This is a genomic window from Kitasatospora sp. NRRL B-11411, assembly GCF_000721345.1.
Lineage (GTDB): Bacteria > Actinomycetota > Actinomycetes > Streptomycetales > Streptomycetaceae > Kitasatospora > Kitasatospora cineracea.
Map to the genome: position 1 here is coordinate 1 of NZ_JOGH01000101.1, position 25,912 is coordinate 25,912.

The window sequence follows — 25,912 nt, forward strand, 5'->3', positions numbered from 1 at the left end:
GGGCGGTGGGGGTGCGGGGCTCGGCGGTGGAGGCGGTGGAGGCGGCGGGGTGTCGGGCATGGGGGCATCCTACCTGCCGGGTTTACTCGGTTCAAAAGTTGAGTCGTTGCACTTTTGCACTCGTTGTGGTCCTCTGGGGATGCGGCACCGCCGCGCCCCCCATCCGGAAGGAGCCCCACCATGACCACCCCCTCCACTCCCCGCATCGCCGTGGTCGGGGCCGGGCCCGGCGGCCTGACCTGCGCCCGCATCCTGCAGCGCCACGGCATCGCCGTCACCGTGTACGACCACGACCGCGGCCCCGACGCCCGCGACCAGGGCGGCACGCTCGACCTGCACGAGGACAACGGCCAACTCGCCCTGCGCGAAGCCGGACTGCTCGACGACTTCTTCCGCCTCGCCCGCGCCGAAGGACAGGAGATGCGCCAACTCGACGCCCTGACTGGGGAGATCGGCTTCCACCACGTCCCCGAGGCCGGCGAACGCTTCAAGCCCGAGATCGACCGGGGCCAGCTGCGCGACCTCCTGCTGCGCTCGCTCGCACCGGACACCGTCCGCTGGGGCCGCGCCCTGCGCTCCGTGGAGGGCCCCGCCGGCGGCCCCCGCCGCCTGCACTTCGCCGACGGCACCACCGCCGGGGCCGACCTGGTCATCGGGGCCGACGGCGCCTGGTCCAAGGTCCGCCGCGCGCTCTCCCCGGCCACCCCCCAGTACACCGGTGTCGGCTTCCTCGAAGCCTGGTTCCACGACGTCGACCGCCGCCACCCCGACCTCGCCGCCCTCGTCGGCCCCGGCAGCGCCTCCGCCGCCGACGGCGCACGCGGACTGTTCGCCCAGCGCAACAGCGGCGACCACATCCGGGTCTACGTCATCCAGCGCGTCCCCGCCGACTGGATCGCCCGGGCCGGTCACACCGTCCAGGACACCGACGCCCTGCGCGCCCTCCTCCTGGACCGCTACCGCCGGTGGGCGCCCGGCCTGCGCCGACTCCTCACCGACAACGACGGCCCCTACGTCGACCGCCCGATCCACGCCCTGCCCGTCCCGCACACCTGGACGCACGACCCCGCCGTCACCCTGCTCGGCGACGCCGCCCACCTCATGCCCCCGCTCGGCGTCGGCGTCAACCTCGCCATGCTCGACGCCTGCGAACTCGCCCTCGCGATCGCCGGACACGACACCCTCGCCGGGGCCGTCCGCGCCTACGAGGCGACCATGCTGCCCCGGTCCGCCGACATGCAGCGCCTCCTGGACGGCGCCGTCGACGGCCTGCTGTCCGACGAGCCGCACCAGGGCGAGCCGCGCCACAGCGAACCCGAGCCGTCCGGCGTCCGGTGAGCTGGGGGTGGGCCGGGGGCGGGGTGGGGCAGAGCGGGGCGGGTCAGCGGGCCCGGGTGGTCGAGTACAGGTGGCTGTCGCGGAACTCCGTCGCGGCCAGCGTCCGGCCGACGATGATCACGGCGGTGCGCAGCACGCCCGCGGCCTTCACCTGCACGGCGATGTCACCGAGTGTGCCGCGCAGCACCAGCTCGTCCGGGCGGCTGGCCATCGCGACCACCGCGGCCGGGCAGTCCGGCCCGTAGTGCGGCAGCAGCTCCTCGACCACGCTGTCGACGTAACGGGCCGCCAGGTGCAGCACCAGCAGCGCGCCGCTCTTCCCGAGGACGGACAGCTCCTCGCCGGGCGGCATCGGCGTCGCCTGCCGGGCCACCCGGGTCAGGATCACCGTCTGGCCGACCGTCGGCACCGTCAGCTCCCGCTTCAACGCCGCCGCCGCCGCGGCGAACGCGGGCACCCCCGGCACCACCTCGTACGGGATGCCCGCCGCGTCCAGCCGGCGCATCTGCTCGGCCATCGCCGAGAACACCGACGGGTCGCCGGAGTGCAGCCGGGCCACGTCCAGGCCCTCGCCGTGCGCGCGGACGATCTCGGCCAGGATCTGGTCCAGGTCCAGGTTCGCGGTGTCGACCAGCCGGGCGTCCGGCGGGCAGTCCGCCAGCAGCTCCGGCGGGACCAGGCTGCCCGCGTACAGGCACACCCCGCAACGGGCCAGGGTGCGCTGGCCGCGCACCGTGATCAGATCCGCGGCACCCGGACCGGCACCGATGAAATAGACCGTCACTTCGCTCCTCCGCCAACCTCGTCCGCACCGGTAGCCCCGGCACCGGAAACCTCGCCCTTGACGACGCTCCACTGCGTCACCGGCATCGCCTGCCGCCACCCGGTGAACCCGCCCACCGGCACCGCGTGCGCCACCGACAGCTTCACCAACTCGCCGCCGTGGCGCCGGTACCACTGCGTCAGCAGCGCCTCCGACTCCAGCGTCACCGTGTTCGCCACCAGCCGCCCGCCCGGACCGAGCGCCGACCAGCACGCCTCCAGCACCCCCGGCACGGTCAGCCCGCCGCCGACGAACACCGCGTCCGGACGGCCGAGTTCGGCCGCCAGCCCGGCCAGCGCCCCCGGCGCCGCCCCCGTCACCACCCGCAGCCGGGGCACGCCCAGCGCGGCCGCGTTGCGGACGATCCGCTCCGCCCGCACCGGATCGCGCTCCACGCTCGCCGCCCGGCAACTGCGGTGCGCCCGCAGCCACTCGATGCCGATCGACCCCGAACCGCCGCCGACGTCCCACAGCAGCTCGCCCGGCGCGGGCGCGAGCGCCGCCAACGTCGCCGCCCGGACATGACGCTTCGTCAACTGCCCGTCCGACTCGAAGAGTTCGTCCCGCAGGCCGGGAACCAGCTGCTGCCGAGGGGCCTCCGCCGCGACGGCCGGATCGCGGACGCAGTCCACCGCCAGCACGTTCAGCGGATCGCCCGGCGGCAGCGACCAACCCGCCGCCACCCCCTCGCGCACCGCCTCCGCCGCACCGCCCAACTGCTCCAGCACCCGCACCCGGCTCGGCCCGAACCCGCGCTCCACCAGCACCCGCGCCACCCGCGCGGGCGTCGACGCGTCCGCGCTCAGCACCAGCAGCCGGCGCCCCGGGTACAGCGCCGCGTACAACGACTCCACCGGCCGGCCGACCAGCGTCACCACCTCGGTCTCCTCCACCGGCCAGCCCAACCGGGCACACGCCAGCGACACCGACGACGGATGCGGCAGCACCCGCAACGACTCCGCCGGGACCCCGCATTCCAGCAGCGTCCGCCCGATCCCGTGGAACATCGGATCACCACTGGCCAGCACCACCAGCCGCCGCCCCGCGAACCGCTCCAGCAACCCCGGCACCGACGGCCGCAACGGCGACGGCCACGGCACCCGCTCCGCCGTCACCCCCGCTGCCCCTGCTGCCCCTGCCGTTCCCGCGGTCCCTGCCGCTTCCGCGGACTCCGCCGATTGCTCCGGCAGCAGCGCCAACTGACGCGCCCCGCCGAGCACCACCTCCGCCGCGGCCAACGCCTCCCGCGCCACCGCCGAGAGCCCCGGCCAGCCGTCCGCCCCCACCCCGACAACGGTGATCGCAGACACGCACAACTCCTCACGACTCCGGGACAGGGCAGCCGCAGCCTACCCGCAGCCGCCCGCCGTACCCCCCACGAGCTGCGGAGATCCGCCGTGCGACATTGGCCACACCGACGGCGGCCCTCAACGGCAGCCCTCAACGGCGGCCCCCGACGGTGGTACCCGGCGGGGGCAGAACGGAGCGGGGACGGGTGCCGGGCGCGGGTCAGGCCGGAGGCTCGGTCGCGGCCTTGATGCACGCGAAGCTCGCACCGCCGAGGGTGGCCGCCAGCAGCCCCTTGTCGACCCCGCTGCTGTCCCCGGCCGTGTAGGCGTCCAGCGCGGCCGTGACGCCCGCCAACTCCTTCTGGAGGCCCTCCTTGACCGCCGGGACCTTCGCCCGGGCGACATCGGCCGACAACCGGCCCTGCGCCTCCCGGAGCAGGTCCCCGATCTGCTCGGGCTTGTTCCCGTAGCGCCCGGCGATGGTGACCTGGTCCAGCTCCTTCATGATCTCGGCGTGGTCCTCGCAACCGGCCTGGATCGTCAGACCGCCACTGCGGGACGCGGAGGGGGTGGCGTAGGACGTGGACGTGGACGTCGGGGGCGCGGAGGTGGACGGCCGGGCCGCATCCGTCGCCGGGCCGCCCCCGCTGCCGCACCCCGCGGCGGACAGGAGGCCCACGACGGCGACGGCCGCGGCGGCACCCTTCAGGACGTTCGAACGGCGACGGGTCGAAGAACTGCCGATCACGGACGGACACCTTCCCTCGGTCGGTAACGCCTGTGCGCGGCACGGCCACCCGACCCGGGTGCACCCGACGGGAACCGTGCCGCTACTGACTATCCGTCATGTTCCTTGGCAATCCCAGGGGTTGCCCATGGTTGACACTGAAGGGGGAGGGAGGGGGGTGGGGGCGGCGCGGGTGGCGGAGGCGGGTCAGCCGAGGTCGTCGGCGGCGCGGCGCAGTGCGCGGGTGGCGCGGGACAGGAAGGTGCGGAACTGCTCCTGTTCGGCCTCGGTGAACTCGTCGGCCAGGCACTGCTCGACCTCGGTCGCCCGGTCGTCGGCCAACTCCAGGGCGGCCCGGCCGCGATCGGTCAGCCGGGTCTCCAGCACGTTGCGGTGCCAGCGGTGCGGCGCCCGTTCCACCAGCCCGCGCTGGGTCAGGTGCTTGAGCAGGATCGCCATCGCCTGCGGGGTGACCTGGCAGGCCCGGGCGAGCGCGGCCCCGCTGATGCCCGGGCTGTCGGCGAGCACGAACAGCGCCGCGTACTGCGGCACGGTCAGCCCCGCCGGCTCGACCGCGAGGCGTTTCGAGGCCAGCAACTCCTGGCCGGCGCGGTGCAGATCGATGCCGAGGCGGTCACTGACGGGCATTCCCATGCGGCGATGTTACAGGGCGGCCCGCATCAATCATGGTCGTTGACAGTCATCAATACATTGATGACTATGGCTGGTGTTGATGTCGTTGTTGACGCTGGGGGCGGCCGGGCTGCCCAGGCCATTGATTTGTCGATCTATCAGCCTGACTGCCCGTCTGCCCGTCTGCCCGCCCGTCTGCCCGTCTGCCCGACCGACCGCCCAGGACCCGCCACGCCCCGGAGGACCGCGCACCCATGACCGAACTCTCCTTCCTCACCGCCCCCGGCATGTCGGCCGGGTTCATCGCCGAGACCCGCCCGCGCGCCCACGGCGCGGGCATCGACCCGTACGAGTACGACCGGGTCACCGCGCCGATCGACTCCCTGTTGCAGTGGCCGGACGCCTGCCGGGCGGCCGCCCTCGACCACCGCGCCCGGGCCGAACGGGCCGCCGAACGCGGCCGGGTCCGCACCGCCGGGCAGCACCACCGGCTGGCGGCCCGCTGGTTCCACCTCGCCGCGCTGCTCCCGGACCCGGACCGCGAGCGGGCCGCCGCCGTCGCCGTGGAGGCGGACCGTTCGATGGGCGCCGCCCTCGCCCTGCTCGAACCCCGGGCCCGGCGGATCGCCGGCGAGGGCTACGCGGGGTGGCTGCGGCTGCCGCAGCCGCCGGACGCGGCAGGCGGGCGGTTCCCGCTGGTGGTGCTGGTGCCGGGGATGGACTCCTCGAAGGAGGAGTTCCACGGTCCGGCCGACGCGCTGCTCGCCCGCGGGGTGGCCGTGCTGGCCGTCGACGGCCCCGGCCAGGGCGTACTGGCCACCGGCCTGGCGCTCGGCCCGGACCACCGGCACGCGATCGGCCGGGCCCTGGACCACGCCCTGGCCGCCGCCGCCGAGCTGCCCGCCATGCCGTCAGCCGGGCCGTCAGCCGGGCCGGGCGCAGGCGCCGAGGCTGCCGGGGGCGTGATCGATCCGGGGCGGATCGCGGTGCTCGGGCTCAGTCTCGGGGGTTACCTGGCTGCCGCCGTGGCCGCCCACGACCCGCGGGTCCGGGCGGCGGCGCTGGTCAGCGGGCCGTACCGGTTGGACTGGGACGGGGTGGTCCCGTTCGTCACGGCGACCCTTGCCCGGCGCTGCGGCGACGCGTCCGCCGCCCGGGCCTTCGTCGAGCAGCTCGACCTGGCCGCCCTGGCGCCCCGGCTGCGCGGGCTGCCCGTGCTGCTGGTCGAGGGCGGTGCGGACCGCATCCCGGGCGTCACCAACGCCGACGCCCTCACCGCCGACCTGCCGGACGTCGAACTGCTCCACGTCCCGTACGGCAACCACCTGCTCGGCAACGCCCTGCCGGACTGGCTCCCCGACCTGGCCGACTGGCTGGCGGAGACGCTGGAGGCGAGGGCCTAGGCGGCAGAGGCCGGGCGGGGCTCCCGGCCTCGGGGCGGGAACCCGGTACCGCGGTCACCGGGGGCCGGTCGAAGATGGGTGGATGGAGACGCGGCAGGTGACCCTGCGGAAGATGACACCGGCGGAGTACGCGGCGGCCACCGAGCGCCGTGAGGCCGAGACGGCCCGGGAGTTGGGCCGGTTCATGGCTGCGGAGTCGGCGTGGGAACGGGCGCGGGAGGGCACGGCGCAGTTCCTCCCGGACGGGCTCGACACGGACCGCCACCACCTCGTGGTGGCCGAGAACCGGTCGGGCGAGGTGGTGGGGGAGGCGTGGATCGGTCCGGACCCGCGGCGGGCGGCGGACGCGGAGGGTTCGGCCTGGCTGTACGACATCGACGTCCGTGCCGAGTTCCGGCGCCGCGGGTACGGCTCCGCGATCCTCGCCGCCGCCGAGGCGCTGGTGGCCCGGGAGGGCTGGACCGCCCTCGGCCTGAACGTCTTCGGGTCCAACGAGGCGGCCGTCGCCCTGTACCGCCGCAACGGTTACGACGTGGCGTCCATGTCCCTGCGCAAGAACGTCCAACGGGCCCCTGGGGACTGACGGTTGGCGCCGTCCGCCGGGACGATTCCGGTGGGCCGGGCCGCCGTCGTTCCGGAGGAGGACGGGGGCCTGCGTTTTCCTCCGTACGGGTGATCCGGGTCCTTCCTGTGGGGGACGCGTCCGGTCCGGGGTGGCTGCGATCTTTGATTCCGTCCCTACGGAGCGTGCGACAGTGCGCAGGGGATCGGCACAACTACCTTGGGGGAGTGGCAAGTTGATGATGCGTAAGCTGATGGTGGGAGCCGTGGCGGTGGCGGCCCTCGTCGTTCCGGCCGCTTCGGCCTCGGCGGCCTCGGCCGTGTCCGCGACCGGGGTCGGGGCCGGGGCCGGGGCCGGGGCGAGTCTGCGGGGGTGGAGCGGGCTCAGTCCGCAGAGCACCGAGTTGCCCGGGTTCGGCAACCTGACGTTGGCGGTCGACGCCCGGTCCCGGCCCGCGGGCGGGGGTTCGGGGCACGCGACGATCCAGCACGAGTTCTTCGAGCCGGACGGGAGTTGGCAGGGGACGGTGCGGATCGAGGTGGACGTCGACTGCCTGCGGACGGACGCCTCCGCCCGGACCGCGGTCGTCACCGGGACGGTGCGGTCGCTGACCTACACCGTCCCGCCGGGCACGCCCCAGCCGCCCGTCCCGTCGAGCGAGTGGCACCCGGAGACCGGGTTCAGCTTCTTCCTGGACGGAGCGGGCAACGGCGTTGCCGGTGGCGGTAGTTCGGATGATGGCGACGGGCAGGCGCGGGTCGGCTGGTCGGGCGTCCCGGACTTCAACGACCCGACCGCCCCGCCGACGACCGTGAAGTGCGCGGCCTCCGCCCCCGGCTTCTACGTGATCGAGGGAGGCTACCGGCTCCACGCGCGGGGCTGAGAGGTCCGAGAGGGCTGAGAGGTCCGGGAGGCGCTGGAGCCGGTGCGTGCGGGGCTCAGCCGAGGACGGCCAGGCTCACCAGGCCGATGGCGCCCCACGGGATGGCGAGCAGGGCCCACCAGGAGGTGCTGGTGATCAGCGTCAGACCGGGGAACGCCTCCCAGAACGAGCACCAGGCCAGGACGTACGCCGTCCGCAGCACGTGGGCCCGGAGCAGGACCGCGACGGGGACGACCAGGCCCGCGACGACCAGCAGGACGGCGAGGAGGCGGTCCAGGGCGAAGTCCGGCCGGACCCGGTCGGAGTGGCCGGCGTGTTCGAGCCGGACGACCTGGCCCTTCCAGCTCTTGACGTCGATGCTGTCGCCGCTGCGGAGCGAGTCGTAGAGCGTCAGGCCGACGTCGTAACTGCTGTGGGCCGTCCCGTGGGTGACCTTCAGGGTCCAGGTGTCGCTGTCGCCGCTGGAGTGGTGGTTCTTGTCGGTGACCTGGCCGGTCTCGGTGGTGATGCAGTCCGCCGCCGGGGCGGCCGCGGCGGCGCACGGCGGGGCGAACACGTCGGCGGTCGCGTCGGCCCGCAGCAGGACGCCCCAGGTGATGCCGCCCAGCACGGCGGCGAGGCCGCACAGCAGGACCGCCCGCTCGGTGAACCGGCCCCAGCCGGACGACCCGCGCGACAGGTAATCGACGCTGAGGGAGGTGTAGGCCCTGCCGAACCGTTGCCGCCACCGCGCCGCGGACGGTGCCGCGAACGGTGCGGCGGCCCTGGCGGGGCGGGGCGTCGGCGGGACGGTGGTCGGGCCGGGCGCCGGTCGGGTCCGCGACGGCGGGGCGCTCTCCGTCGCCGCGGACGCACCCGTGCCGGTGCCGGTGCCGACGGCGGTGGCGGTCGTGGCGGTGGCTCCCGCCGTCAGCGGGGTCTCGGCGGCGCGCGGTGGCGGCAGGACCGCCGGTGCGGCCGTCATCGCGTTCAACTGCCGCCGCAGCACCCGTAGTTCGCGGGAGATCTGGTCCGCCTCGTGCCGGACGTCGGTCAGCTCCGACTCCAGCGCCCGGGTGTAGTGGGTGGCCTGGACGAGTTGCCGGCGCTGGTGGTCGACCTGGTCGCGCAGGCGGTCGAGTTCCTCCTCGGCCCGCTGCTGCTCCCGGGCGGCGGCCGCCGCGCTCTCCGCCCGGGCCCGGTCGGCGGCTTCCAGCGCGGCGGAGGCCTTCGCCGAGGCCCCGGCAGCCGCGGCGGCGTCGGCGCGTTCGCGCTCCAGGGCGCTGCGCAGCTCGCGGATCTCGCGGGCCTGGGCGTGGTTGCGGGCCAGCAGGGCGGGCACCTCGGCCGGGTCGTTCGCGGCGGCGGCCTCGGCGAGGGTGCGCAGTTCGGCGAGGCGTTCCCGGGCGGGGCGGTCGGGCGCGCAGCCGTGCCGGCCGAGGACGGCGAGGTAGTCGCGCAGCATGTCGGCCGGGACGATCCAGTGGCCGTCGAGGTAGGCGCGGGCCGAGTCGGCGGACAGCGCGAGCGCGGTGGCGAGGGCGTCGGCGTCGAGGCCGTGGCGGCCGGCCCGGGCGAGGGCGTCGGCCATCGCCGTCCGGTACTCGCGCAGGGCCCGGGTGGCGCTCTCCCAGGCGGCGTTGCGGGTGAACGGGAAGAGGTAGGCCGACTTGGTGTTCGACTGGGTCGGCAGCGGCAGGTTGTGGCCGACGAGCCGGCTGCGCAGGTGCGGGAAGAGCGCGCCGAGGCTGAGCAGCGGGGGCCCGCCGAGGACGCCCTCCTCGACGAGCCCGGTCAGGTGCCGGGTGAAGGACGTCGCCGTGCGGTGCTGCTCCTCCAGCGGGACCACGTCCGCGGGGCCCTCGGCGGCAGCCAGGATGTACGTGCCCTCGATGTCGAGGTGCGCGCCGCCGAGCGCCCCGATCCCCGCCCCGCCGGGGCCGGAGAGCGCCCGGGTGGCGCGGCCCGCGTGGCAGCAGTCGAGGATGACGATCCGGACCCGGGCGGGGCAGCCGAGCAGGTTGTCGCGGACCTTCTCGTAGGTCAGGCTGCTGACGTCGGGGTCGGTCGGGTTGGTGTCGGTGAACGTCAGGCAGAGCTGGGCGTTCGGCTGGAGCAGACCGTGCCCCGCGTAGTACAGCAGCAGGACGCCGTCGGTGCTCTCGATCGAGCGGCGCAGCTGCGGGGCCAGCACCTTGATGTTCTGCGGGTCCCGGAAGACCGTCACCTCGTCCTCGGACCAGCCGCAGAGCTCCGGGTCGAGGAGGACGCGCCGCATCCGTTCGAGGCTGTTGGCCACGGCGGGCAGCTGGGTGAAGGCGGGGTCCTGGTAGCTGGACGTGCCGATCAGGATGGCCCGGGAGGTCAGCCCGGCCGGCAGCCCGGGGCCGCCGGGCAGTCCGGGCAGCCCGCGCAGCCCCCGGGGCCCGGCCGGCCCGCCGGGTCCGTCCGGCCCGCTCCATCCGTCCGGCCCGTCCGGCCCGTTCTGCCCGTTCGGTCCGTCCGGCCCGCCTGGTTCAGGCATCCCCTTCGCCGCCCCGTCCCCCGTCGGGCCCCGCGCCGCTGCCCGGCTCCGTCCCGCTGTCCGGCTCCGTCTCGCCGTCGGGCCTCGCGCCGCTGCCCGGTTCCGCACTGCTGCCCGGTTCCGCACTGCCGCCTGGCTCCGTCTCGCCGCCCGGTTCCGTCCCGCCGTCGAGGGCCCGGCGCAGGATCCCCTCGACCTGATCGGGGGCGAGGTTGCTCACCTCCACCGTGGTCGCGCCGTCGCGGGTCACGGTGACCTTCAGGTCCGAGCGGCGGGTGCGTAGCCACACCGTCAGCGACCGGGCCAGGACCCCCGCGGCACCCGTCGCGCCGAGGGCCACCTGCAGGACCTCCACGGCCCCGCCGAGCTCGCCCTCGCCGGGCGGCGGCGTCACCGCCCTCACCAGGCCCCGGAGCTGCTCCTCGCCGCGCAGCCACTCCCACAGGGCGGCCGTCTCGCCGATCGGGTCGGCACCGGACAGCCGTATCTGTGCACCAGTCAACTCGCCCTGCTTTCCCGTCCGTTGTCCTGTCACGCGCATCATGGCAGGAACCCCGGGCGGTCCGCAGCACCTTCGCCCGCCGGCTCTCCCGCCCGCCGGGACGGGTGATGCGAGGTGGTGCGGGGGGCGTCCGCCCGGCTCCCGTCTACCGGGCCGGGTAGGTGGTGAGGTAGCGCAGGGCGGCGGCGAACGCGGTCACCATGCCGTCGAGGTCGACGGCGGCCTTCAGCAGGACGGAACTGCCGTGCCCGCCGCCCTCGTACCCGTAGTACCGCGGGTGGCCCTTCGCCCCCGGCTTCTTCTTGAACCCGTCGCCCTCCGGCTCCGTCACCAGCTCCCGCACACTGGGGCCGGCGTACCGGACGAAGCTGCTGCGGGCGAGCCAGTCCCGGTGCCGGTCCGCGAGGGCCCCGTTGGCGGCGGAGGTGGCCTGCCGGGTCTGGACCATGAGGCGGATCTCGAACGGCGTGCCCGTGCCGTTCCGCGGGTTCAGGCGCTGGATCTCGGCGACGGCGTACCCGTCCTCCGTCGGCCGCCAGGCGCAGACGTTCGGGTTCCCGGCCCGGGAGCGCTGCCTGGCCGCGAAGACCGTGCCGGGCGGGGCGGCCGCCTGCGTGATGCCTGCCAGCCGCCGCAGGCGCAGGGCGTCGCTGAGCGCGTCGGAGGCGCGGTCCGCCGGGCCGGTCAGCTCGGCTTCCACCTGGGTGAACTGCCGGAGGGCCCGGACGGACAGCAGCCGGGCGAGGTCGTCCGTGGAGTGGTTCCAGCCGGCGAGCAGACCGGGGACGGTGAGCCGGCGGGACCAGTGGGCCGGCTGGTTCGGGACGGGGTCGGTGTTCGGGCCCACCAGGTGGCGGTCCGCTGCCGGGACGCCCTTCGACTCCGCCCAGGCGTCGTAGGCCGCGAACTGTCCGCCGTGCACGCCGGCGCCGATCTTCACCTCCAGCACCGCGCGCTCGGCGCCGTCGAGCAGGACCACGAGGTCGGCCCGGCCCCCCGCCACCGGGGCCTCCCGCCGGACCGCCACCGTCCCCGGCGCCAGGCGCAGCGCCGCCCGGAGCGGTTCGGGGTCCAGCTCGGCGAGGAAGCAGAGCAGGTCCGACCAGTCCTCCTCAGTGCGCAGCAGGCGCGTCAGTCCGTAGGCCACGGTCGGACGCTACACGCCGTTGCCCGCCGCCCGGGGCGGGACGGCAGAATGCGGGGAATGGGACTGCCGTTGCTGTACCTCGATGTCGACGGGCCGTTGATTCCGTTCGGCGGGCCGGCCGGGTGGCACGTGGAGCACCTGACGGGGCGTCGGGTGCGGGAGGTGGTGGGGCGGGCGGCGGAGAGGCATCCGTTGTTGGGGCGGCTGGACCCCCGGGTGGGGGCGCGGCTGGCGGGGTTGCGCTGCCGTCCGGTGTGGGCCACCACGTGGGAGCACGAGGCCAACGTGTGCGTCGCGCCGCTGCTCGGACTGCCGCCGTGGCCCGTGCTGGAAGAGCCGGACGGGGCGGGCCCGGCGGGCCTTCCGCCCGGGGTGCACTGGAAGGCGCCGCTGGTGGTGGGGCACGCGGGCGGGGCGGCGTTCGCCTGGGTGGACGACGAGATCGGGACGGCCGACCGGGAGTGGGTGGCCGCCCGGCACCCGGGGCCCGCGCTACTGCTCCGGGTCGACCCCCGGACGGGCCTGACGGACGAGGACCTCACCGCCCTGGAGGAGTGGCTGCGCGCCCCGGTCTGACGGGGCGGCAGCGAGGGGTCGGCCGGTTTCGACGGCCGTCGAGGCATTGAAGTGGCAGGAGGGCGCGGGGAGTTCAGGGGGTGTCCGGACCGGGGTGGACCGGGGCGGGTCCGGTTCGGTGATCTGAGTACTAGTACGAGTACTTCCTATCGCCCTGTAGCCGTATGATCGCTGCTTGTAGTGGCGACCAGGGGGATCGGTGAACGAACGGATCAGCGTGGACCCGGCCGAGCTGAGGGCCTCGGCCGCGGCTGCGCGGAACATCGGCGAGGAACTGCGGCAGCCGGCCGCCGCCGCGACCGGTGCGAGTCGTTCGACCGGGGGCGAGTTGGCGGGGTGGTCGGTCGGGGCGGGGTTGCAGAGCCTCGCGGACGGTTGGGCGCCGACCCTCGACAAGCTGACGGAGCGTCTGGCCTCCACCGCCTCGGCGCTGGAGGCCAGTGCGCAGGGGCACGAGTGGAACGACGGCCGGATCGCCGACGCCTGGCGCAAGCAGGGGCAGCGGTGAGCGGCGACTTCGCGCTGCTGCGGCGCTTCGACCCCGCCGGGCTCCGTGACGCGGCCGAAGGCTGGCGCCGGCTGTCCGCCGCGGCGGAGGACGCCGGCGGCCAGCACCGGCACCGGGTCAACGGGCCGCTGCGAGGGCACTGGCAGGGCAGGGACGCGGACAGCGCGTTCTTCACGATGGAGTCCACCGAGCAGAAGCTGGAAGTCGTGCGGGTGGAGGCCGAGTCGGCTGCGCTCGTGCTGAACACCGTCGCCGACCGGATGGACCAGGCCCGGACGAACCTGTCCAACGCCCTCCAGCGGGCCGCCGAGTGGAACCTGCCGGTGGCGGACGACGGCACGGTCGGCCTCCCGCCGCAGGCGGCACCCGACCGCCACGACCCGGACGCCCGCGACGAGCGACAGAGCCAGCACCTGCTGCGCGACCAGCTCCAGGACCGCATCAACGCCTCGCTCGCCGCCGCCCGCGAGGCCAGCGACCAGGGCGCCCGCGCACTCGGACGACTCGGAGCCGACATCCTCACCCGGCCCCGGGTGTTCGGAGCGGCGGCCGAATCGGCGCAGGACGTCCAGGACGTCGCCAAGGACCTCGGCCTCGCCGCCCCGTACATCCCGGAGAACAAGGACCCCCGGCAGAGCGCCGAGTGGTGGAAGTCGCTGACACCCGAACAGCGGCAGAGCTGCATCGCCCTGCACCCCGAGGAGATCGGCCGCCTCGACGGCCTCCCCTCGACCGTCCGCGACCAGGCCAACCGCCTCGTCCTGGAGCAGCAGCTCGACGCCCTGAAAGCCGGCGACGCGCGGGGATCGGGGATGACGGCCGACGAGTACCACCAGCGCGAGAGCGGCCTCCGCGCGCTGAAGGAGAAACTCGACCAGCGCGACGGGACGGACGAGCAGCACCAACTGCTCCTGCTGGGCCTGGACCCGAGGGGCGACGGCAAGGCCGTCGTGTCCACCGGCAACCCGGACACCGCCGACCACACCGCGGTCCTGGTACCCGGCACCGGCACCACCGTGAAGGAGATGCCCGGCCAGATCGACCGCATCGACCGGCTGCAGGACGCCGCACGAAGGGAACTCAAAGGCACGGAGCGGACGGTCGCGGTGGTGTCCTGGCTCGGCTACGACGCGCCCGAGGTGAACGGCAGTGTCATGACGACGGGCCGGGCCGAGGACGGGGCCGAGGACATGCGCCGCTTCACCGGCGGCCTGCGCGTCTCCGAGGGGGACCACCGCAGCCACCTGACCGTCATCGGGCACAGCTACGGCACCACCGCCGTCGGGGCCGCCGCGGCCGGAGGCCAGGGTCTGCAGGCCGACGACATCGTCGCCATCGCCAGACCCGGCATGACCACGGACCACGCTGCGGACCTGCACACCGACCCCAACCACTTCTGGGCCGGCACCGCGGCCGACGACAACATCCGCCGCGTCACCGATCTGACCCTCGGAACCGATCCGACACGCGGCGGTTTCGGCGGGAACACCATCAGCATCGACACCTCCGGCCACAGCGGCTACTGGGACCCGGACAGCCGGAGCCTGGCCAACCAGGGAAAGATCATCGCCGGACTGTCGCCGGACACCGTCGACAATCGGCCCGACCCCGTCGAAGCCATCGTGCCGGGCCTCTGACGCTCGAACGCCGTCCCCGAAAGAGGCCCCCGATGCGCCGATCGCACACTTCCTCCAGGCGTCGCGTCCTGGCGGGCACCGTCGTCCTGTCCCTGCCACTACTCCTGGGAGCATGCATGAACAGCCCCGATCCGAACGAACCGCTGCCCGTCATGGCCAAGAGCGACGCCCAGGCATGGGCCCGGCAGATGACCGAGTACATGGCCCGGAGTGCCGACGTCGCACTGGACACGGGTAGCGTCACGCCCTTCTTCAGCAACTGCGAGGGCAGGAACGGAGAAGTCGCCGCCGACGGCCGCTACACCCTCGCCTACCACGTCACCAGCGTCCTCTCCCGGGACCAGCAACTCGACGCCATCCGCAAGATCAAGGCGGGCCTGGAGAAGGACGGTTTCACCGTCACCAGCTACCGCGAGACGGTGGAGAACCAGACCGACGTGCTCCTGTACGCCAACCACGACGAGGGCCGCTACTTCATCGACGTCAGCAGCGGTGCCGCCGTCGACCGGCTCATCTACACCGTCGCCACCCGCTGCCTGATGCCGTCCTCCGCGCCCTCCACGGCGCAGCACTAGAAGGCGGCTGCACCGGGCAGGCGGCATAGCCTCGCCGGACGGCGTTCATCGCGGGGGGAGGGGGGAGGTGGGGCCGCCGAGGCGGCGGTTGCGGGTGGCGCGGGCGGCGAGGCGTTCGGGGGTGGGGAGTCGGGTGAGTTCGGCGAGGGTGGCGGTGATCGCGGTGGCGAGGCGGTCGCGGAGGTCGGCGGGGTCGTCGGTCTCGGGGACCACCTGGTCGACCAGGCCGGTGGTGGTCAGGGCGGTGGCGGTGATGCCCTGGGCGCGGGCGAGTTGGGGGGCGTGGTCGCCGTCGCGGTGGACGATCGCGGAGGCGCCCTCGGGCGGCAGCGGGGCCAGCCAGGAGTGTTCGGCGGCGAGCACCCGGTCGGCGGGCAGCAGGGCGAGTGCGCCGCCGCCGCTGCCCTGGCCGAGCAGGACGGCGAGCACGGGGGTGCGCAGCCCGACCAGGGTGGTCAGGCAGTGGGCGATCTCCAGTGCCACGCCGTCGAGTTCGGCCTCGACGGAGAGTTCCGCGCCGGTGGTGTCGACCACGGTGAGCAGCGGCAGCCCGAGTTCCTCGGCGATCTGCGCCTGCCGCCGGACGGCCCGCAGGTCGGCGGCGGTGACCGGCAGCGCGGGCTGGTCGGGCCCCTGGCGCTGCTGGGCGACGACCATGACGGGCTGTCCGCCGATCAGCGCCAGGCCCCGGACGAGGGCGCTGTCGCCGTCCAGCGGGAGGAACAACTCGGCGGTGTGGTGCAGGAGTTCGAGTGCGGAGAGGCGGTCGGGGCGGCGGCTGAGCAGGACCGACTCCCAGGCGTCCGGGGGAGTGGGGGCAGAGGCGGGGACGGGGGAAGGAGCGGAGGCGGGAGCGGCGGCGGGGCGGGCGGTGAGGACGGTGAGGGCGCGGGAGAGGAAGGTGCGCAGCCGCTCGGGCGGGACGATGGCGTCCAGCCGGCCGTGCGCGGCGAGCGTCTCGGCGCGCTGGACGGCGGGCGGCAGCGGTTCGCCGCGCAGTTCCTCGTACACCCGGGGGCCGAGGAAGCCGAGCCGGGCGCCCGGTTCGGCGAGCACCAGGTGGCCGAGGGTGCCCCAGGAGGCGAACACGCCGCCCATGGTGGGGTTGCGCAGGTAGGTCAGGTAGGGGAGTCCGGCGGTGCGGTGGGCGTGCACGGCGGCGGTGACCCGCACCATGCACAGGAACGCGGCCGAGCCCTCCTGCATCCGGGTGCCGCCGGAGACCGGCAGGGCGAGCAGCGGCAGGCGTTCGGCGGTGGCGCGCTCCACGGCGCGGGTGATCCGTTCGGCGGTGGCCACGCCGATCGAGCCGCCGAGGAAGGCGAACTCGCAGGCCACCAGGGCGATCGGCCGCCCGTCCAGCAGGGCCCGGCCGGTGGTCACGGCCTCGTCCAGGCCGGTGCGCTCCCGGGCTCGGGCCAGCGCGTCCCGGTAGCCGGGGTCGGCGTACTCGGCGGTGATCGGCTCGTCCCAGCTGTGCAGACTGCCGGGGTCGACCAGTCGGTCGAGGAGCTGACGTGCCGTCACCGGGGGCCTCCGTCACGGGGAAACGGGAACAAGAACGGGAACAGGAGCGGGAGCAAGGGGGAAGGGCGGCCCGGGCCGGGGCGGGATGGCCGGGCGTCACCGAGGCTAGCGGGGCGGCGGGGCCGGTTGCTGGTGCGCCGCACGAGGGTGAGCAGGATCACCGGCCCGCGACGACGGCGCGCGGGCCGGGGTGAAGGAGGGCTGGGGGTGAAGGGGGCCGGGACGTGACGCACCAGACACCGGTGTAATTGGTATCCAAGATGCGCAATTGATTAGAGTCAGGCCCGTGAGGCTGACCAAGAGCACCGACATCGCGCTGCGCATCGCCATGCGCCTGGCGGTGCTGGACGAGGACCAGACCCCGACCACCCGCGAGGTGGCCGAGGCGGTCGGCGTCCCCTACAACCACGCGGCGAAGGTGGTCAGCCGGCTCCAGCACCTGGGCGTGGTCGAGGCCCGGCGCGGCCGCGGCGGAGGGCTCGCCCTGACCGCCGCCGGGCGCACCGGATCGCTCGGCCGGATCGTCCGGGAACTGGAGGGCGTCGGCGACGTGGTCGGCTGCGAGGACGAGCCGCCCTGTCCTCTGCGCCACTCCTGCCGGCTGCGCGGGGCGTTGCGGCGGGCCCAGGAGGCGTTCTTCGCCACCCTCGACCCGCTGACCGTCAACGACCTGGTCGGCGTGCCGAGCGAGCCCGGCGGTCCGGTCCTGCTCGGACTGCCGGTGTTCGGCGACCCGCCGGGGGCAGAGACGCCGCCGGGGGCGGAGGCGCCGTCGGGGCCGGGCGGACCGGAGGGCCCGTCCGGAGGTCCGGGTGGCCCGCCGGGGCCGGGGCCGTTCGGCCCTTCCTCGCCGTAGCCCGCCCGAGCGAGCATCGAGGCGGGCCCCAGGCGGGCACCAGGCAGTCGCCGGGTGAGCACCAGGCAGGCCCCAGGCGGTCACCAGTAGTTCTCCACCGGTCCCCGATCGGTTCCCGGCCGGTCCCCGGTCGGTTCTCCGTCCGGTTCCGCGTGCCGTTTTTCCATGCCATTAAATGCGCATCTCAGATGCGAGTTTGGAGTTTCGGATGCTGTCCGAGAAGTCCGCGCAGACCGTGCGTGCCACCCTGCCCGTGGTGGGCGCGGCCATCGGGGAGATCACCGGATCGTTCTACGACCGGTTGTTCGCGGCCCACCCCGAGCTGCTGCGCGACCTGTTCAACCGGGGCAACCAGGCCGACGGCAGCCAGCGCCAGGCGCTGGCCGGCTCGATAGCCGCCTTCGCCACCGCGCTGATCGAGCACCCCGACCAGCGGCCGGACGCCATGCTCGCCCGCATCGCCCACAAGCACGCCTCGCTCGGCATCGCCCCCGACCAGTACCAGGTGGTCCACACCCACCTGTTCGCCGCCATCGTCGAGGTGCTCGGCGACGCCGTCACCCCCGAGGTCGCCGCCGCCTGGGACGAGGTGTACTGGCTGATGGCCAACGCCCTGATCGCCATCGAGGCCCGCCTGTACGAGGAGAGCGGCACCCGCGGCGAGCGCCGCCGCTACACGGTGGCCGCCCGCACCGCCGAGACCGCCGACGTCGCCACCTTCCTGCTGCGCCCCGCCGACGGCGGCCCCGTCCCGGCGCACAAGCCCGGCCAGTACGTCTCGGTGCAGGTCGAACTCCCCGACGGCGCCCACCAGATCCGCCAGTACAGCCTGTCCGGGCAGCCCGACGGCGGCCTGCAGATCACCGTCAAGAAGGTCGCCGGCGACCCGGCCGGCGAGGTCTCCAACCACCTGCACCAGCACGTCGACGAGGGCGCCACCCTGCTGGTCGGCGCCCCGTTCGGCGACGTGCAGCTGGCCGACGGCGACCGCCCGGTCGTGCTGGCCTCGGCCGGCATCGGCTGCACCCCGATCGTCGGGATGCTCACCCACCTCGCCGAGACCGGCGCCGCCCGCAAGGTGATCGCCGTGCACGGCGACCAGCAGGAGTCCGCGCACGCCTTCCGCGAGGAGTTCGCGCTGCTGGTCGACAAGCTCCCCGACGCCGAGGCGCACGTCTGGTACGAGCGCCCCGAGGGCGAGTGGCCCGCCGACCGCACCGGCCGGGTCGACCTGACCGGCCTGGACGTCCCCGCCGACGCCGTCGCCTACCTGTGCGGCCCCCTCCCGTTCATGCGCTCCGTCCGCACCCAGCTGCTGGCCGCGGGCGTGCCCGCCGCCGACATCCACTACGAGGTCTTCGGCCCCGACCTGTGGCTCGGCCAGGCCTGACCGCAGGCCCACCCCCGACCGAGCCGTCAACTGCCGTGCGGGAAGCGGCGGATGACCGGGAAGGCCCGGCCCCGGCGGGGCAACGGCCCGGACCCGGAGCGGTGCGCACCGCCCCGGGGCCGGGCCGTCACTTCAGTACGGCCCGGACCGCGTCCCGCAACTGCTCGGCGCCCGGCTGCATCGCCCGGTCCAGGGCCGGGGCGAACGGGAGGACCGCGCCGTCCGGGCGGGTGACCCGGAGCGGCGGGGCGAGCAGGCGGCACTCCTCGGCGGCGACCGCCAGCACCTCGGCGGCGAACCCGGCGAAGCGGTTGGAGTCGTCGGCCACCACCAGCCGGCCGGTGCGGCGCAGCGACGCCACCAGGGCGGACCGGTCCAGCGGGTACAGGGTGCGCGGGTCGAGCACCTCCACCGACGCCTCGTCCGCCAACTCCTCGGCCACCGCGAGCGCCTGGTGCACCAGGTGGCCGACCGCGACCACCGTCACGTCGGTGCCCGGGCGGTGGGTCCGGGCCGCGCCGATCGGCACCGGCGCCAGCGGCGCCGTCACGTCCTCGCGCACGGCCAGCGCGCCCGCCGGGGCGAACAGCACCACCGGGTCGTCGTCCGCGATCGCCGAACTCAGCAGCCCGTACGCGTCGGTGGGCGTCGCGGGCGCCAGCGTCTTGATGCCCACGTGCGCGAACAGGCCGTACGGGTGGTCCGAGTGCTGGCCCGCCCAGCCGCTGCGGGAACCCGAACCCGGCACCACCACGGTCAGCGGCACCCGGGCCTGCCCGCCCGTCATCAGCGAGAACTTGTGCGCCTGGTTGGCGAGTTGCTCGAAGACCAGGAACAGCAGCGACGGGATCTGCAACTCGATCACCGGCCGCATCCCGTTCAGCGCCGCCCCGATCCCGGCCGAGGTGAACGCCTGCTCCGACAGCGGCACGTCCACCACCCGCCCGGCGCCGAAGCGCCGTTGCAGGCCGAGCGTCAGCCCGGCCAGGCCCGCGCCGACGTCCTCGCCGAACACGCACACCGCCGGGTCGGCCTCCAGCGCGTCCGACAGCGCCCGGTTCATCGCCTTGGCGTACGACAACAGCGTCACAGGGCCGCTCCCGACCGGGGCCGCAGCCCGCTCGCGTACAGGTGGTCAGTGGCCGTCGCCGGATCCGGCTCCGCCGAGGCGAGTGCGAACTCGGCGGCGGCGGACAGGAGTTCGGCCACCTCGCGGTCGATGGCGGCCGCCTCCGGCAGGCCGGTCGCCAGCGGGTCGCGCTCGCGCCAGGACGCCACCTCCGCGGCCGTCCGGTACGACAGCCGGAAGCGCCGCTCCATCGTGTGGTGCGCCTCGAACCGGTACGTCAGGCACTCCAGGAACGACGGACCGCCGCCCGCGCGCGCCCGCCGCACCGCCCGTTCGGCCGCCGCCCGGACCGCCTCCACGTCCATCCCGTCCACCGTCTCGGCCGGGATGCCGAACGCCGCCGCCCGGCCGCACGCCGAACCGCCCACCGCCGCGGCGGCCGGCAGCGTCGTCGCGTAGCCGTTGTTCTCGCAGACGAACACCACCGGTGCCCGCCAGATCGACGCCAGGTTCAACGCCTCCAGCAGCACGCCCTGGTTGAGCGCGCCGTCGCCGAAGAACGAGGCCACCACGGTGAGTTCGCCGCGCTGCTGCGCCGCCCAGGCCGAACCGACCGCGATCGGTGCGCCCGCGCCGACGATGCCGTTGGCGCCCAGGACGCCCAGCGAGAAGTCCGCGGCGTGCATCGACCCGCCCCGGCCGCCGTTCAACCCGCCGACCCGGCCCAGCAGTTCGGCCAGCAGCCGGCCCGGGTCGGCGCCCTTGGCCAGCACGTGCCCGTGCCCGCGGTGGGTCGAGGTCAGCTGGTCGGCCGGATCCAGCGCCGCGCACACGCCGACCGCCACCGCCTCCTGCCCGATGTACGGGTGGGTGCCGCCGACGACCAGCCCCGAGCGCACCCACTCCAGGGCGAGCTCCTCGAACGAGCGGATCAGCCGCATCGCCCGGTACCGGCCCGCCGGGTCCGCCAGGTGCGGCAGGCTCACCGACCCGACCGCCCCGGCTCCGACCGCCGAGGCTCCGGCTGTCCCGGCTCCGACCGCCACAGCACCGGGCAGAACTCCGGGTCCGCGTAGTCCGGTCGGCCGTTCGCGTCCCGCCGAACCACCGCGTCGTGGTTGTACACCACCGGCGAGCCGTCCGGCCGCAGGAACGGGCGGTACCGGTTCGACCCGTCCTGCAGGTGCAGCGACACCGCCCGGCGCGGCTGCGCGGACCGGTTCGGGCCGGAGCCGTGGTAGGTGCGGCAGTGGTGGAAGGACACGTGCCCGCGCGGGATCTCCACCGGCACGGTGTGCACCGAACAGCCGTTGAACTCGGCGTTCTCGTGCAGCAGTTGCTCAAGCTCCGAGCGGTCCCGGGCGGCGAAGTGCCGGGTCGAGTCGTCCCCGCCCGGCCGCTCCTCCCAGCGGTGGCTGCCGTCCACCATGGTGATGGTGCCCATCTCCTCCGTGCAGTCGTGGAACGGCAGGAACGCCGTCAGCATCCGCTGCGAGGTGGAGGTCTGCCAGTAGTGCTTGTCGAAGTGCCACGGCACCACGTTGCTCGGCTCGCCCGGCACCGGCGGCTTGTAGATCAGCGTCGACTGGAACAGCCGGACCTCCGCCGCCTGCGCCAGCCGCGCCGCGACCGCGCCCAGCAGCGGCTTGCGCAGGATCCGGCCGATCTCCGCGTGCTCGTAGTGCACGTAGTCGTTGTGCCGCTGCACCGGCCCGTCCGACGGCTTCCAGGACGCCAAGTGCGGCGGCCGCGCCGGGAGTTCGCGGTCCCGCTCGCCCGCGTAGTAGCGCTCGGTGGCGGCCTGCAGCGCGTCCAGCTCGGCGTCGGAGAACAGCCGCCGCGACAGGTACCAGCCGCGCTCCGCGTACTCCAGCACCTCCTCGACGGTCGGCAGCAGCGCCGACTCCTCCTCGGTCAACGCGAACTGCTCGATGACGGTGGTCACTTCCCTCTCCCCTCTGCTCAGCTGTCCGCGGTGGCGCGCTCGCGCTCCACCGCCTCGTACAGGGCCTTGATGTTGGCGGTGCCGAAACTGCCGGCGCCGCGCCGCTCCACCAGCTCCAGGAAGAGCGTCCGGCGCGGGTGGGTGGAGCGGGCGAAGATCTGGAACAGCTCGCCGCCGTGGTCCCGGTCCACCAGCACGTGGGTGTCGCGCAGCTCCGCCACCGGGATGGCCGTCGGGCCGAGCCGGGACTCCAGCGCGTCGTAGTACGCGCCCGGCGTGCTCAGGAACGCCACCCCGCGGGCCGCCAACTCCCGTACCGCGGCGGTGATCGAGCCCGTCGCGTAGGCCAGGTGCTGGACGCCCGCGCCGCCGTGCGCGGTCAGGAAGCCGTCGATCTGGCCGGACGCCCGCGAGGTGTCCGGCTCCAGCAGGGTGAAGGTGACCGTGCCGCACGGGCTCTGCACCACCCGGGAGTCCATCGCCTGGTCGCCGACCTCCACGTACTCGCGGAACACCTCCCGGTGGCCCAGCCCCTCGACCGCCCACCGCACCGAGTCGCCCAACTGCCCGCCCGGCACCACCACCGCCACGTGGTCCAGCGACAACAGCGCACCCCGGCCCGGGAGTTCACCCGGCGGCAGCAGGTCCTCCGGACCGGTGAAGCGCAGCGCCAGGTCGCCGAAACCGGACACCGTGCCCGCCCCGTCCAGCCGCACGGCGCCCGCCGCCACCGCCCGCCCGGCCGCCGCGGCCGCCGACGCCGCGTCGGCGTGCCGCAGCGCGATCACCGCGACGCCGTCGCCGTGCCGCCGCACCCAGCCGGCCACCGGGTGGCCGGCCTCCACCGCCGAGGTCAGCAGCACCCGGACCGACCCCTGGTGCGCCACCACCTGCGCGGTGCCCGGCGCGGCCGCCGCCGGCTCGTACAGCGTGAAGCCCCAGTCGTCGCGCAGCTGCGCGGCGTACTTGTGGGCGTCCTCCACGTACAGTTCGGTGTACGCGATGCCCGGCACGGTCATGAGTCCCCTCCGAGGTGCTTGGCCGTGATGCCCGGCGGACCGAACAGCAGGCTCAGGTTGTGGCCGCCGAACGCGATCGAGTTGGACAGGGCGTGCCGCACGACGCTGTGCTCGGCCGCGCCCCGGACGTGCCGCAACGCGCAGGCCCCGTCCGGCTGTTCGAGGTTCAGGGTGGGCGGGATCAGGCCCTCGGCGACGGCCAGCGCCGACACCGCCGCCTCCACCGCCCCCGAGGCGCCCAGCAGGTGGCCGGTGGCGCCCTTGGTCGAGCTGACGAACGGCTCGTGCCCGCCGAACACCTCGCGCAGCGCCGCCGATTCGGCGACGTCGCCCAGCTTGGTGCCGGTGCCGTGCGCGTTCACGTAGTCCACGGCCGACGGCTCCAGGCCCGCCGAGCGCAGCGCGGCCCGCATCGCCGAGACCGCGCCCGCCCCGTCCGGGCGCGGCATGGTCGGGTGGTGGGCGTCGGTGGCCGCGCCCCAGCCCGCCAGCGAGGCGTACCCGGTCGCGCCGCGGGCCGCCGCGTGCTCGGCGCTCTCCAGCACCAGGACGGCGCTGCCCTCGCCCAGCACGAAGCCGTTGCGGCGGGCGTCGAACGGCCGGGACGCCTGCGTCGGATCCTCCCAACCGGCAGCCAGCGCGCGGGAGTTGTCGAAGGCGGCGGCGATCGTCGGGTGCAGCGGGGCCTCCGCGCCGCCGCACACCACCACGTCCGCCTCGCCGCCGCGGATCAGCCGCAGGCCCTCGGCGATCGCCTGCGCGCCCGCCGCGCAGGCCGTGATCACCGCCGAACTGTAGCCGCGGATGCCGTGCGTGATGGCGATCCGGGCGGCCGCCATGTTCGACAGCATGCCCGGCAGCAGGTACGGGCTGACCGCGGCCCGGCCGCGCTCGCGCCGCCCGGCGGCCTGCTGCTCGTAGCTCTCCAGCCCGCCGCCGCCGGTGCCCAGCACCACCGCCACCCGCTCCGGGTCGGCTTCCTGACGGACCGTCAGTTTCGCGTCGGTGAGGGCGTCCTCGGCGGCGGCCAGCGCCAGCAGCAGGAAGCGGTCGGCGACCCGGGTCTCGGTCGGCGGCAGCACCTCGGTGGCCGGGACGGGCGGGGCGATGCCCGCCACCCGCAGCCAGCCCGCCGCCGGGTGCCCCTCCGGCGGGGCGACCAGGCCGGAACGGCCGGCCGCCAGCGCCCGGAACGCCTCCGGCACGGCCCGGCCCAGCGGCGTCACCCAGCCGATGCCGGTGACCTGCGCGGCGACCGTGCTCATCGGGCGGCCGCCGGGGCCACCGCGGCCAGGTGGCGCTCGCGCAGCAGCACCTTGCGGACCTTGCCGGTCGGCCCGAGCGGGATGTCCGCGTCCTCGACCACCAGCACCGAGCGGACGACGGCGGCGACGTGCGGCTCCAGCGCGGCGAGCACCTCGGCGGTCCGGGCCGCGGTCCGGGCGGCGTCCTGGGCGGCGGTGCGGGCGGCGTCCTCGGCGGTGGTGCGGGCGGCGTCCTGGGCGGTGGTGCTGGCGGCGGCCTGGGCAGCGGCGGCCGGGTCGAGTTGCAGCAGCACGTCCGCGACCGTCCGGTCGCCGTCGCGGAAGGCGACCACGGTGCAGTCGTGCACGTCCGGGCAGGCCGCCAGGACGCGCTCCTCGCTGGCGGCGGTGTGCAGGCGGCGGCCGTCGCCGAGGTCGACGGTGTCGACGGCCCGGTCCACGTGGTAGTAGTAGCCGTCCTCGTCGCGGTACATCAGGTCGCCGGTGAGGAAGTAGTCGCGGACCCGGGTGCGGTGGGTGGTCACCGAGTCGTTCCAGTAGCCGGGCGACAGGGTGGGCGAGCGGGTGCCCAACTCGCCGACCTCGCCGGGGCCGAGCTCGTTGCCGTCCGGGTCGAGGACCGCGCAGTCGACGAAGGCGTGCGGGCGGCCCACGCAGCGGCCGTAGCGCGCGGAGTCGACGGTGTGGGTGATGTGGAAGTGCGAGTGGCCCATCTCGGAGGAGCCCAGGCCGTCGACGAACACCGACCCGGCGGTGCGGACCCGGCCCTGCCGGGTGGCGGTCTCCCGTGAGCCCTGGGCGACCAGGCGGCGGATGTGCGCCTCGTGCGCGCAGTCGCCGGTGTTCCACCACAGGCCGACCGAGGACAGGTCGCGGGCCGAGAGGTCCTGGCGGGCCAGGTCTTGGGCGTCGAAGCTGAGCGCCAGGTTGACCGCGATCAGGGTCGCGGCGTGCGCGGCCGGCAGCGCGCTGAGCACCCGGTCGATGCCCTGCGGGCGGGGCAGCAGCAGGCGGTGCCGGATCGCCGCGTACAGGCTGGCGTGCGTGTGCAGCACCGCCTTCGGCAGGCCGGTGGTGCCCGAGGAGTGGGTGATCGCCACCGGGTCGGTCGGCCAGTGCCGGTACGGCTCGGGCGCCGACTCCGGGTTGCCGTCGGCGAGTTCGGCGGTGTCGGCGAGCAGCGGGATGCCGCAGCCCGGTCCGGCGAGACCCGGCCCGGCGGGGCCCGGATCGCCGAGGGCCGGACCGGCGGGGGCCGCGTCGGCCAGCGCCTTGGCGTGCGCGGTGTCGGCGAGTAGCCCGACCGCGTTCAACCGGCGCAGGTAGCGGGCCGAAGTGTCCGCGTCCAGCGCCGGGTTGAGCAGGGCCGGGATCGCGCCGAGGCGGCTCAGGGCGAGGAAGCACAGCACCTGGTCGGCCGCGGCGGACGCCTGAACGGCGACCGGGTCGCGGCGGCGCACCCCCCGGGCGTGCAGGGCGGCGGCCCGGACCCTTACCGCCAGGTCGAGTTGACGGAGCGTCAGGGCTTGGCCCGCCGGGTGGGCGTCGACGGGGGTGTCGAAGGTCAGGGTCGGCGAGTCCGGGCCGAGGCCCTGCTCGGCGCGGGTGGTCAGGACGTTGCCGGCGCCGACGGAGCTGTCGGCGGACAGCACGGCGCGAAGGGTGCGGAGGCTCATCGTTCCCGTTCTTCTCGTGGTGCGGGAAAGGGGGGAGGGCCCCTCGGCGGGCCGCGGTG

The 25,912-nt window shown here is 75.0% G+C and carries 23 protein-coding genes and 1 pseudogene; 10 read left to right on the top strand and 14 right to left on the bottom strand.

The window, feature by feature from the left end; translation table 11 throughout:
• Positions 1–180 precede the first annotated feature (180 nt).
• A complete protein-coding gene (locus IH44_RS0130780; protein ID WP_051817597.1) occupies positions 181–1,338 on the top strand; it encodes an NAD(P)/FAD-dependent oxidoreductase in 1,158 nt (385 codons plus the stop codon).
• Positions 1,339–1,381: 43 nt separating this feature from the next.
• Here the strand turns inward: IH44_RS0130780 and cobM are convergent, their stop codons facing one another.
• The 4 genes from cobM to IH44_RS0130800 form a co-directional block, all read right to left on the bottom strand.
• Positions 1,382–2,122 (bottom strand): precorrin-4 C(11)-methyltransferase, encoded by a 741-nt coding sequence (gene cobM, locus IH44_RS0130785; protein WP_030463057.1) that lies wholly within the window; start codon positions 2,120–2,122, stop codon positions 1,382–1,384.
• Positions 2,119–3,471 carry a bifunctional cobalt-precorrin-7 (C(5))-methyltransferase/cobalt-precorrin-6B (C(15))-methyltransferase gene (locus IH44_RS0130790; protein ID WP_051817599.1) on the bottom strand — a complete coding sequence of 451 codons (1,353 nt, stop codon included), beginning with the start codon at positions 3,469–3,471 and terminating at the stop codon, positions 2,119–2,121. The genes cobM and IH44_RS0130790 overlap by 4 nt, the downstream gene beginning before the upstream one ends.
• Before the next feature lie 199 nt (positions 3,472–3,670).
• Positions 3,671–4,198, bottom strand: a complete 528-nt coding sequence (locus tag IH44_RS0130795; protein ID WP_030463059.1) for a hypothetical protein — start codon at positions 4,196–4,198, stop codon at positions 3,671–3,673.
• Between the two features lie 186 nt (positions 4,199–4,384).
• The gene (locus IH44_RS0130800; protein WP_232795147.1) at positions 4,385–4,831 is read right to left on the bottom strand and encodes a MarR family winged helix-turn-helix transcriptional regulator; all 447 of its coding nucleotides are present in this window, start codon (positions 4,829–4,831) and stop codon (positions 4,385–4,387) included.
• Positions 4,832–5,064: 233 nt separating this feature from the next.
• On the opposite strand from IH44_RS0130800, the gene IH44_RS0130805 reads away from it, so the two are divergent.
• The 3 genes from IH44_RS0130805 (at position 5,065) to IH44_RS0130815 (ending at position 7,658) form a co-directional block, all read left to right on the top strand.
• Positions 5,065–6,213, top strand: coding sequence for a S9 family peptidase (locus IH44_RS0130805; RefSeq protein WP_051817601.1), 1,149 nt, complete (start codon positions 5,065–5,067; stop codon positions 6,211–6,213).
• Positions 6,214–6,295: 82 nt separating this feature from the next.
• The gene (locus IH44_RS0130810) at positions 6,296–6,796 is read left to right on the top strand and encodes a GNAT family N-acetyltransferase (RefSeq protein ID WP_030463062.1); all 501 of its coding nucleotides are present in this window, start codon (positions 6,296–6,298) and stop codon (positions 6,794–6,796) included.
• Positions 6,797–7,013: 217 nt separating this feature from the next.
• Entirely contained in the window at positions 7,014–7,658 is a 645-nt protein-coding gene (locus IH44_RS0130815; protein ID WP_030463063.1) for a hypothetical protein, read from the top strand.
• A gap of 55 nt (positions 7,659–7,713) precedes the next feature.
• Here the strand turns inward: IH44_RS0130815 and IH44_RS0130820 are convergent, their stop codons facing one another.
• The 3 genes from IH44_RS0130820 to IH44_RS0130830 form a co-directional block, all read right to left on the bottom strand.
• On the bottom strand, positions 7,714–10,161 hold the full coding sequence (locus IH44_RS0130820) for a caspase family protein (protein ID WP_030463064.1): 2,448 nt from the start codon (positions 10,159–10,161) through the stop codon (positions 7,714–7,716).
• The gene (locus tag IH44_RS43250) at positions 10,154–10,663 is read right to left on the bottom strand and encodes a hypothetical protein (protein WP_157852518.1); all 510 of its coding nucleotides are present in this window, start codon (positions 10,661–10,663) and stop codon (positions 10,154–10,156) included. The genes IH44_RS0130820 and IH44_RS43250 overlap by 8 nt, the downstream gene beginning before the upstream one ends.
• 145 nt (positions 10,664–10,808) lie before the next feature.
• Positions 10,809–11,810, bottom strand: a complete 1,002-nt coding sequence (locus tag IH44_RS0130830; RefSeq protein ID WP_030463066.1) for a hypothetical protein — start codon at positions 11,808–11,810, stop codon at positions 10,809–10,811.
• A 48-nt stretch (positions 11,811–11,858) separates the two neighbouring features.
• Here IH44_RS0130830 and IH44_RS0130835 point away from each other — a divergent pair, with 48 nt between their 5' ends.
• The 4 genes from IH44_RS0130835 to IH44_RS0130850 all read left to right on the top strand — a co-directional run bounded on the left by IH44_RS0130835 (position 11,859) and on the right by IH44_RS0130850 (position 15,106).
• The gene (locus IH44_RS0130835; protein WP_030463067.1) at positions 11,859–12,386 is read left to right on the top strand and encodes a hypothetical protein; all 528 of its coding nucleotides are present in this window, start codon (positions 11,859–11,861) and stop codon (positions 12,384–12,386) included.
• Positions 12,387–12,585: 199 nt separating this feature from the next.
• Complete coding sequence (locus tag IH44_RS0130840; RefSeq protein ID WP_157852519.1) at positions 12,586–12,894, top strand: type VII secretion target; 309 nt, start codon at positions 12,586–12,588, stop codon at positions 12,892–12,894.
• A complete protein-coding gene (locus IH44_RS0130845) occupies positions 12,891–14,531 on the top strand; it encodes an alpha/beta hydrolase (protein ID WP_030463069.1) in 1,641 nt (546 codons plus the stop codon). Before IH44_RS0130840 ends, IH44_RS0130845 begins: the two co-directional genes overlap by 4 nt.
• 116 nt (positions 14,532–14,647) lie before the next feature.
• A complete protein-coding gene (locus tag IH44_RS0130850) occupies positions 14,648–15,106 on the top strand; it encodes a hypothetical protein (RefSeq protein WP_030463070.1) in 459 nt (152 codons plus the stop codon).
• A gap of 45 nt (positions 15,107–15,151) precedes the next feature.
• Here IH44_RS0130850 and IH44_RS0130855 read toward each other — a convergent pair whose 3' ends face one another.
• Complete coding sequence (locus IH44_RS0130855; RefSeq protein WP_030463071.1) at positions 15,152–16,633, bottom strand: carboxyl transferase domain-containing protein; 1,482 nt, start codon at positions 16,631–16,633, stop codon at positions 15,152–15,154.
• A 286-nt stretch (positions 16,634–16,919) separates the two neighbouring features.
• Here IH44_RS0130855 and IH44_RS0130860 point away from each other — a divergent pair.
• Together IH44_RS0130860 and IH44_RS0130865 are read left to right on the top strand one after the other, a co-directional pair.
• Positions 16,920–17,357 (top strand): annotated as a pseudogene (locus tag IH44_RS0130860) (Rrf2 family transcriptional regulator); the annotation flags it as partial.
• 340 nt (positions 17,358–17,697) lie between these two features.
• On the top strand, positions 17,698–18,879 hold the full coding sequence (locus tag IH44_RS0130865) for a globin domain-containing protein (protein ID WP_030463073.1): 1,182 nt from the start codon (positions 17,698–17,700) through the stop codon (positions 18,877–18,879).
• Between the two features lie 127 nt (positions 18,880–19,006).
• Here the strand turns inward: IH44_RS0130865 and IH44_RS0130870 are convergent, their stop codons facing one another.
• From IH44_RS0130870 to IH44_RS0130895, 6 genes are read right to left on the bottom strand one after another with little or no spacing between them, the layout of a single operon-like run.
• On the bottom strand, positions 19,007–19,969 hold the full coding sequence (locus IH44_RS0130870; RefSeq protein WP_107066662.1) for an alpha-ketoacid dehydrogenase subunit beta: 963 nt from the start codon (positions 19,967–19,969) through the stop codon (positions 19,007–19,009).
• Positions 19,966–20,934 (bottom strand): thiamine pyrophosphate-dependent dehydrogenase E1 component subunit alpha, encoded by a 969-nt coding sequence (locus IH44_RS0130875; RefSeq protein WP_198545070.1) that lies wholly within the window; start codon positions 20,932–20,934, stop codon positions 19,966–19,968. The genes IH44_RS0130870 and IH44_RS0130875 overlap by 4 nt, the downstream gene beginning before the upstream one ends.
• A complete protein-coding gene (locus IH44_RS0130880; RefSeq protein ID WP_030463076.1) occupies positions 20,931–21,893 on the bottom strand; it encodes a phytanoyl-CoA dioxygenase family protein in 963 nt (320 codons plus the stop codon). The genes IH44_RS0130875 and IH44_RS0130880 overlap by 4 nt, the downstream gene beginning before the upstream one ends.
• 17 nt (positions 21,894–21,910) lie before the next feature.
• Entirely contained in the window at positions 21,911–22,912 is a 1,002-nt protein-coding gene (locus IH44_RS0130885) for a VOC family protein (RefSeq protein WP_030463077.1), read from the bottom strand.
• Positions 22,909–24,177 (bottom strand): beta-ketoacyl synthase, encoded by a 1,269-nt coding sequence (locus IH44_RS0130890; RefSeq protein WP_035956921.1) that lies wholly within the window; start codon positions 24,175–24,177, stop codon positions 22,909–22,911. Before IH44_RS0130890 ends, IH44_RS0130885 begins: the two co-directional genes overlap by 4 nt.
• Positions 24,174–25,853: a class I adenylate-forming enzyme family protein gene (locus tag IH44_RS0130895; RefSeq protein ID WP_030463079.1), complete on the bottom strand. Its 1,680-nt coding sequence runs from the start codon at positions 25,851–25,853 to the stop codon at positions 24,174–24,176. Before IH44_RS0130895 ends, IH44_RS0130890 begins: the two co-directional genes overlap by 4 nt.
• Between the last annotated feature and the right edge of the window lie 59 nt (positions 25,854–25,912).

Excerpts from the sequence above, each read along its gene's own strand:
- IH44_RS0130780 (WP_051817597.1), top strand. The coding sequence starts at position 181 with ATGACCACCCCCTCCACTCCCCGCATCGCCGTGGTCGGGGCCGGGCCC.
- IH44_RS0130800 (WP_232795147.1), bottom strand. The coding sequence starts at position 4,831 with ATGGGAATGCCCGTCAGTGACCGCCTCGGCATCGATCTGCACCGCGCC.
- IH44_RS0130805 (WP_051817601.1), top strand. The coding sequence starts at position 5,065 with ATGACCGAACTCTCCTTCCTCACCGCCCCCGGCATGTCGGCCGGGTTC.
- IH44_RS0130810 (WP_030463062.1), top strand. The coding sequence starts at position 6,296 with ATGGAGACGCGGCAGGTGACCCTGCGGAAGATGACACCGGCGGAGTAC.
- IH44_RS0130815 (WP_030463063.1), top strand. The coding sequence starts at position 7,014 with ATGATGCGTAAGCTGATGGTGGGAGCCGTGGCGGTGGCGGCCCTCGTC.
- IH44_RS0130820 (WP_030463064.1), bottom strand. The coding sequence starts at position 10,161 with ATGCCTGAACCAGGCGGGCCGGACGGACCGAACGGGCAGAACGGGCCG.
- IH44_RS0130835 (WP_030463067.1), top strand. The coding sequence starts at position 11,859 with ATGCGGGGAATGGGACTGCCGTTGCTGTACCTCGATGTCGACGGGCCG.
- IH44_RS0130850 (WP_030463070.1), top strand. The coding sequence starts at position 14,648 with ATGAACAGCCCCGATCCGAACGAACCGCTGCCCGTCATGGCCAAGAGC.
- IH44_RS0130865 (WP_030463073.1), top strand. The coding sequence starts at position 17,698 with ATGCTGTCCGAGAAGTCCGCGCAGACCGTGCGTGCCACCCTGCCCGTG.
- IH44_RS0130885 (WP_030463077.1), bottom strand. The coding sequence starts at position 22,912 with ATGACCGTGCCGGGCATCGCGTACACCGAACTGTACGTGGAGGACGCC.
- IH44_RS0130890 (WP_035956921.1), bottom strand. The coding sequence starts at position 24,177 with ATGAGCACGGTCGCCGCGCAGGTCACCGGCATCGGCTGGGTGACGCCG.
- IH44_RS0130895 (WP_030463079.1), bottom strand. The coding sequence starts at position 25,853 with ATGAGCCTCCGCACCCTTCGCGCCGTGCTGTCCGCCGACAGCTCCGTC.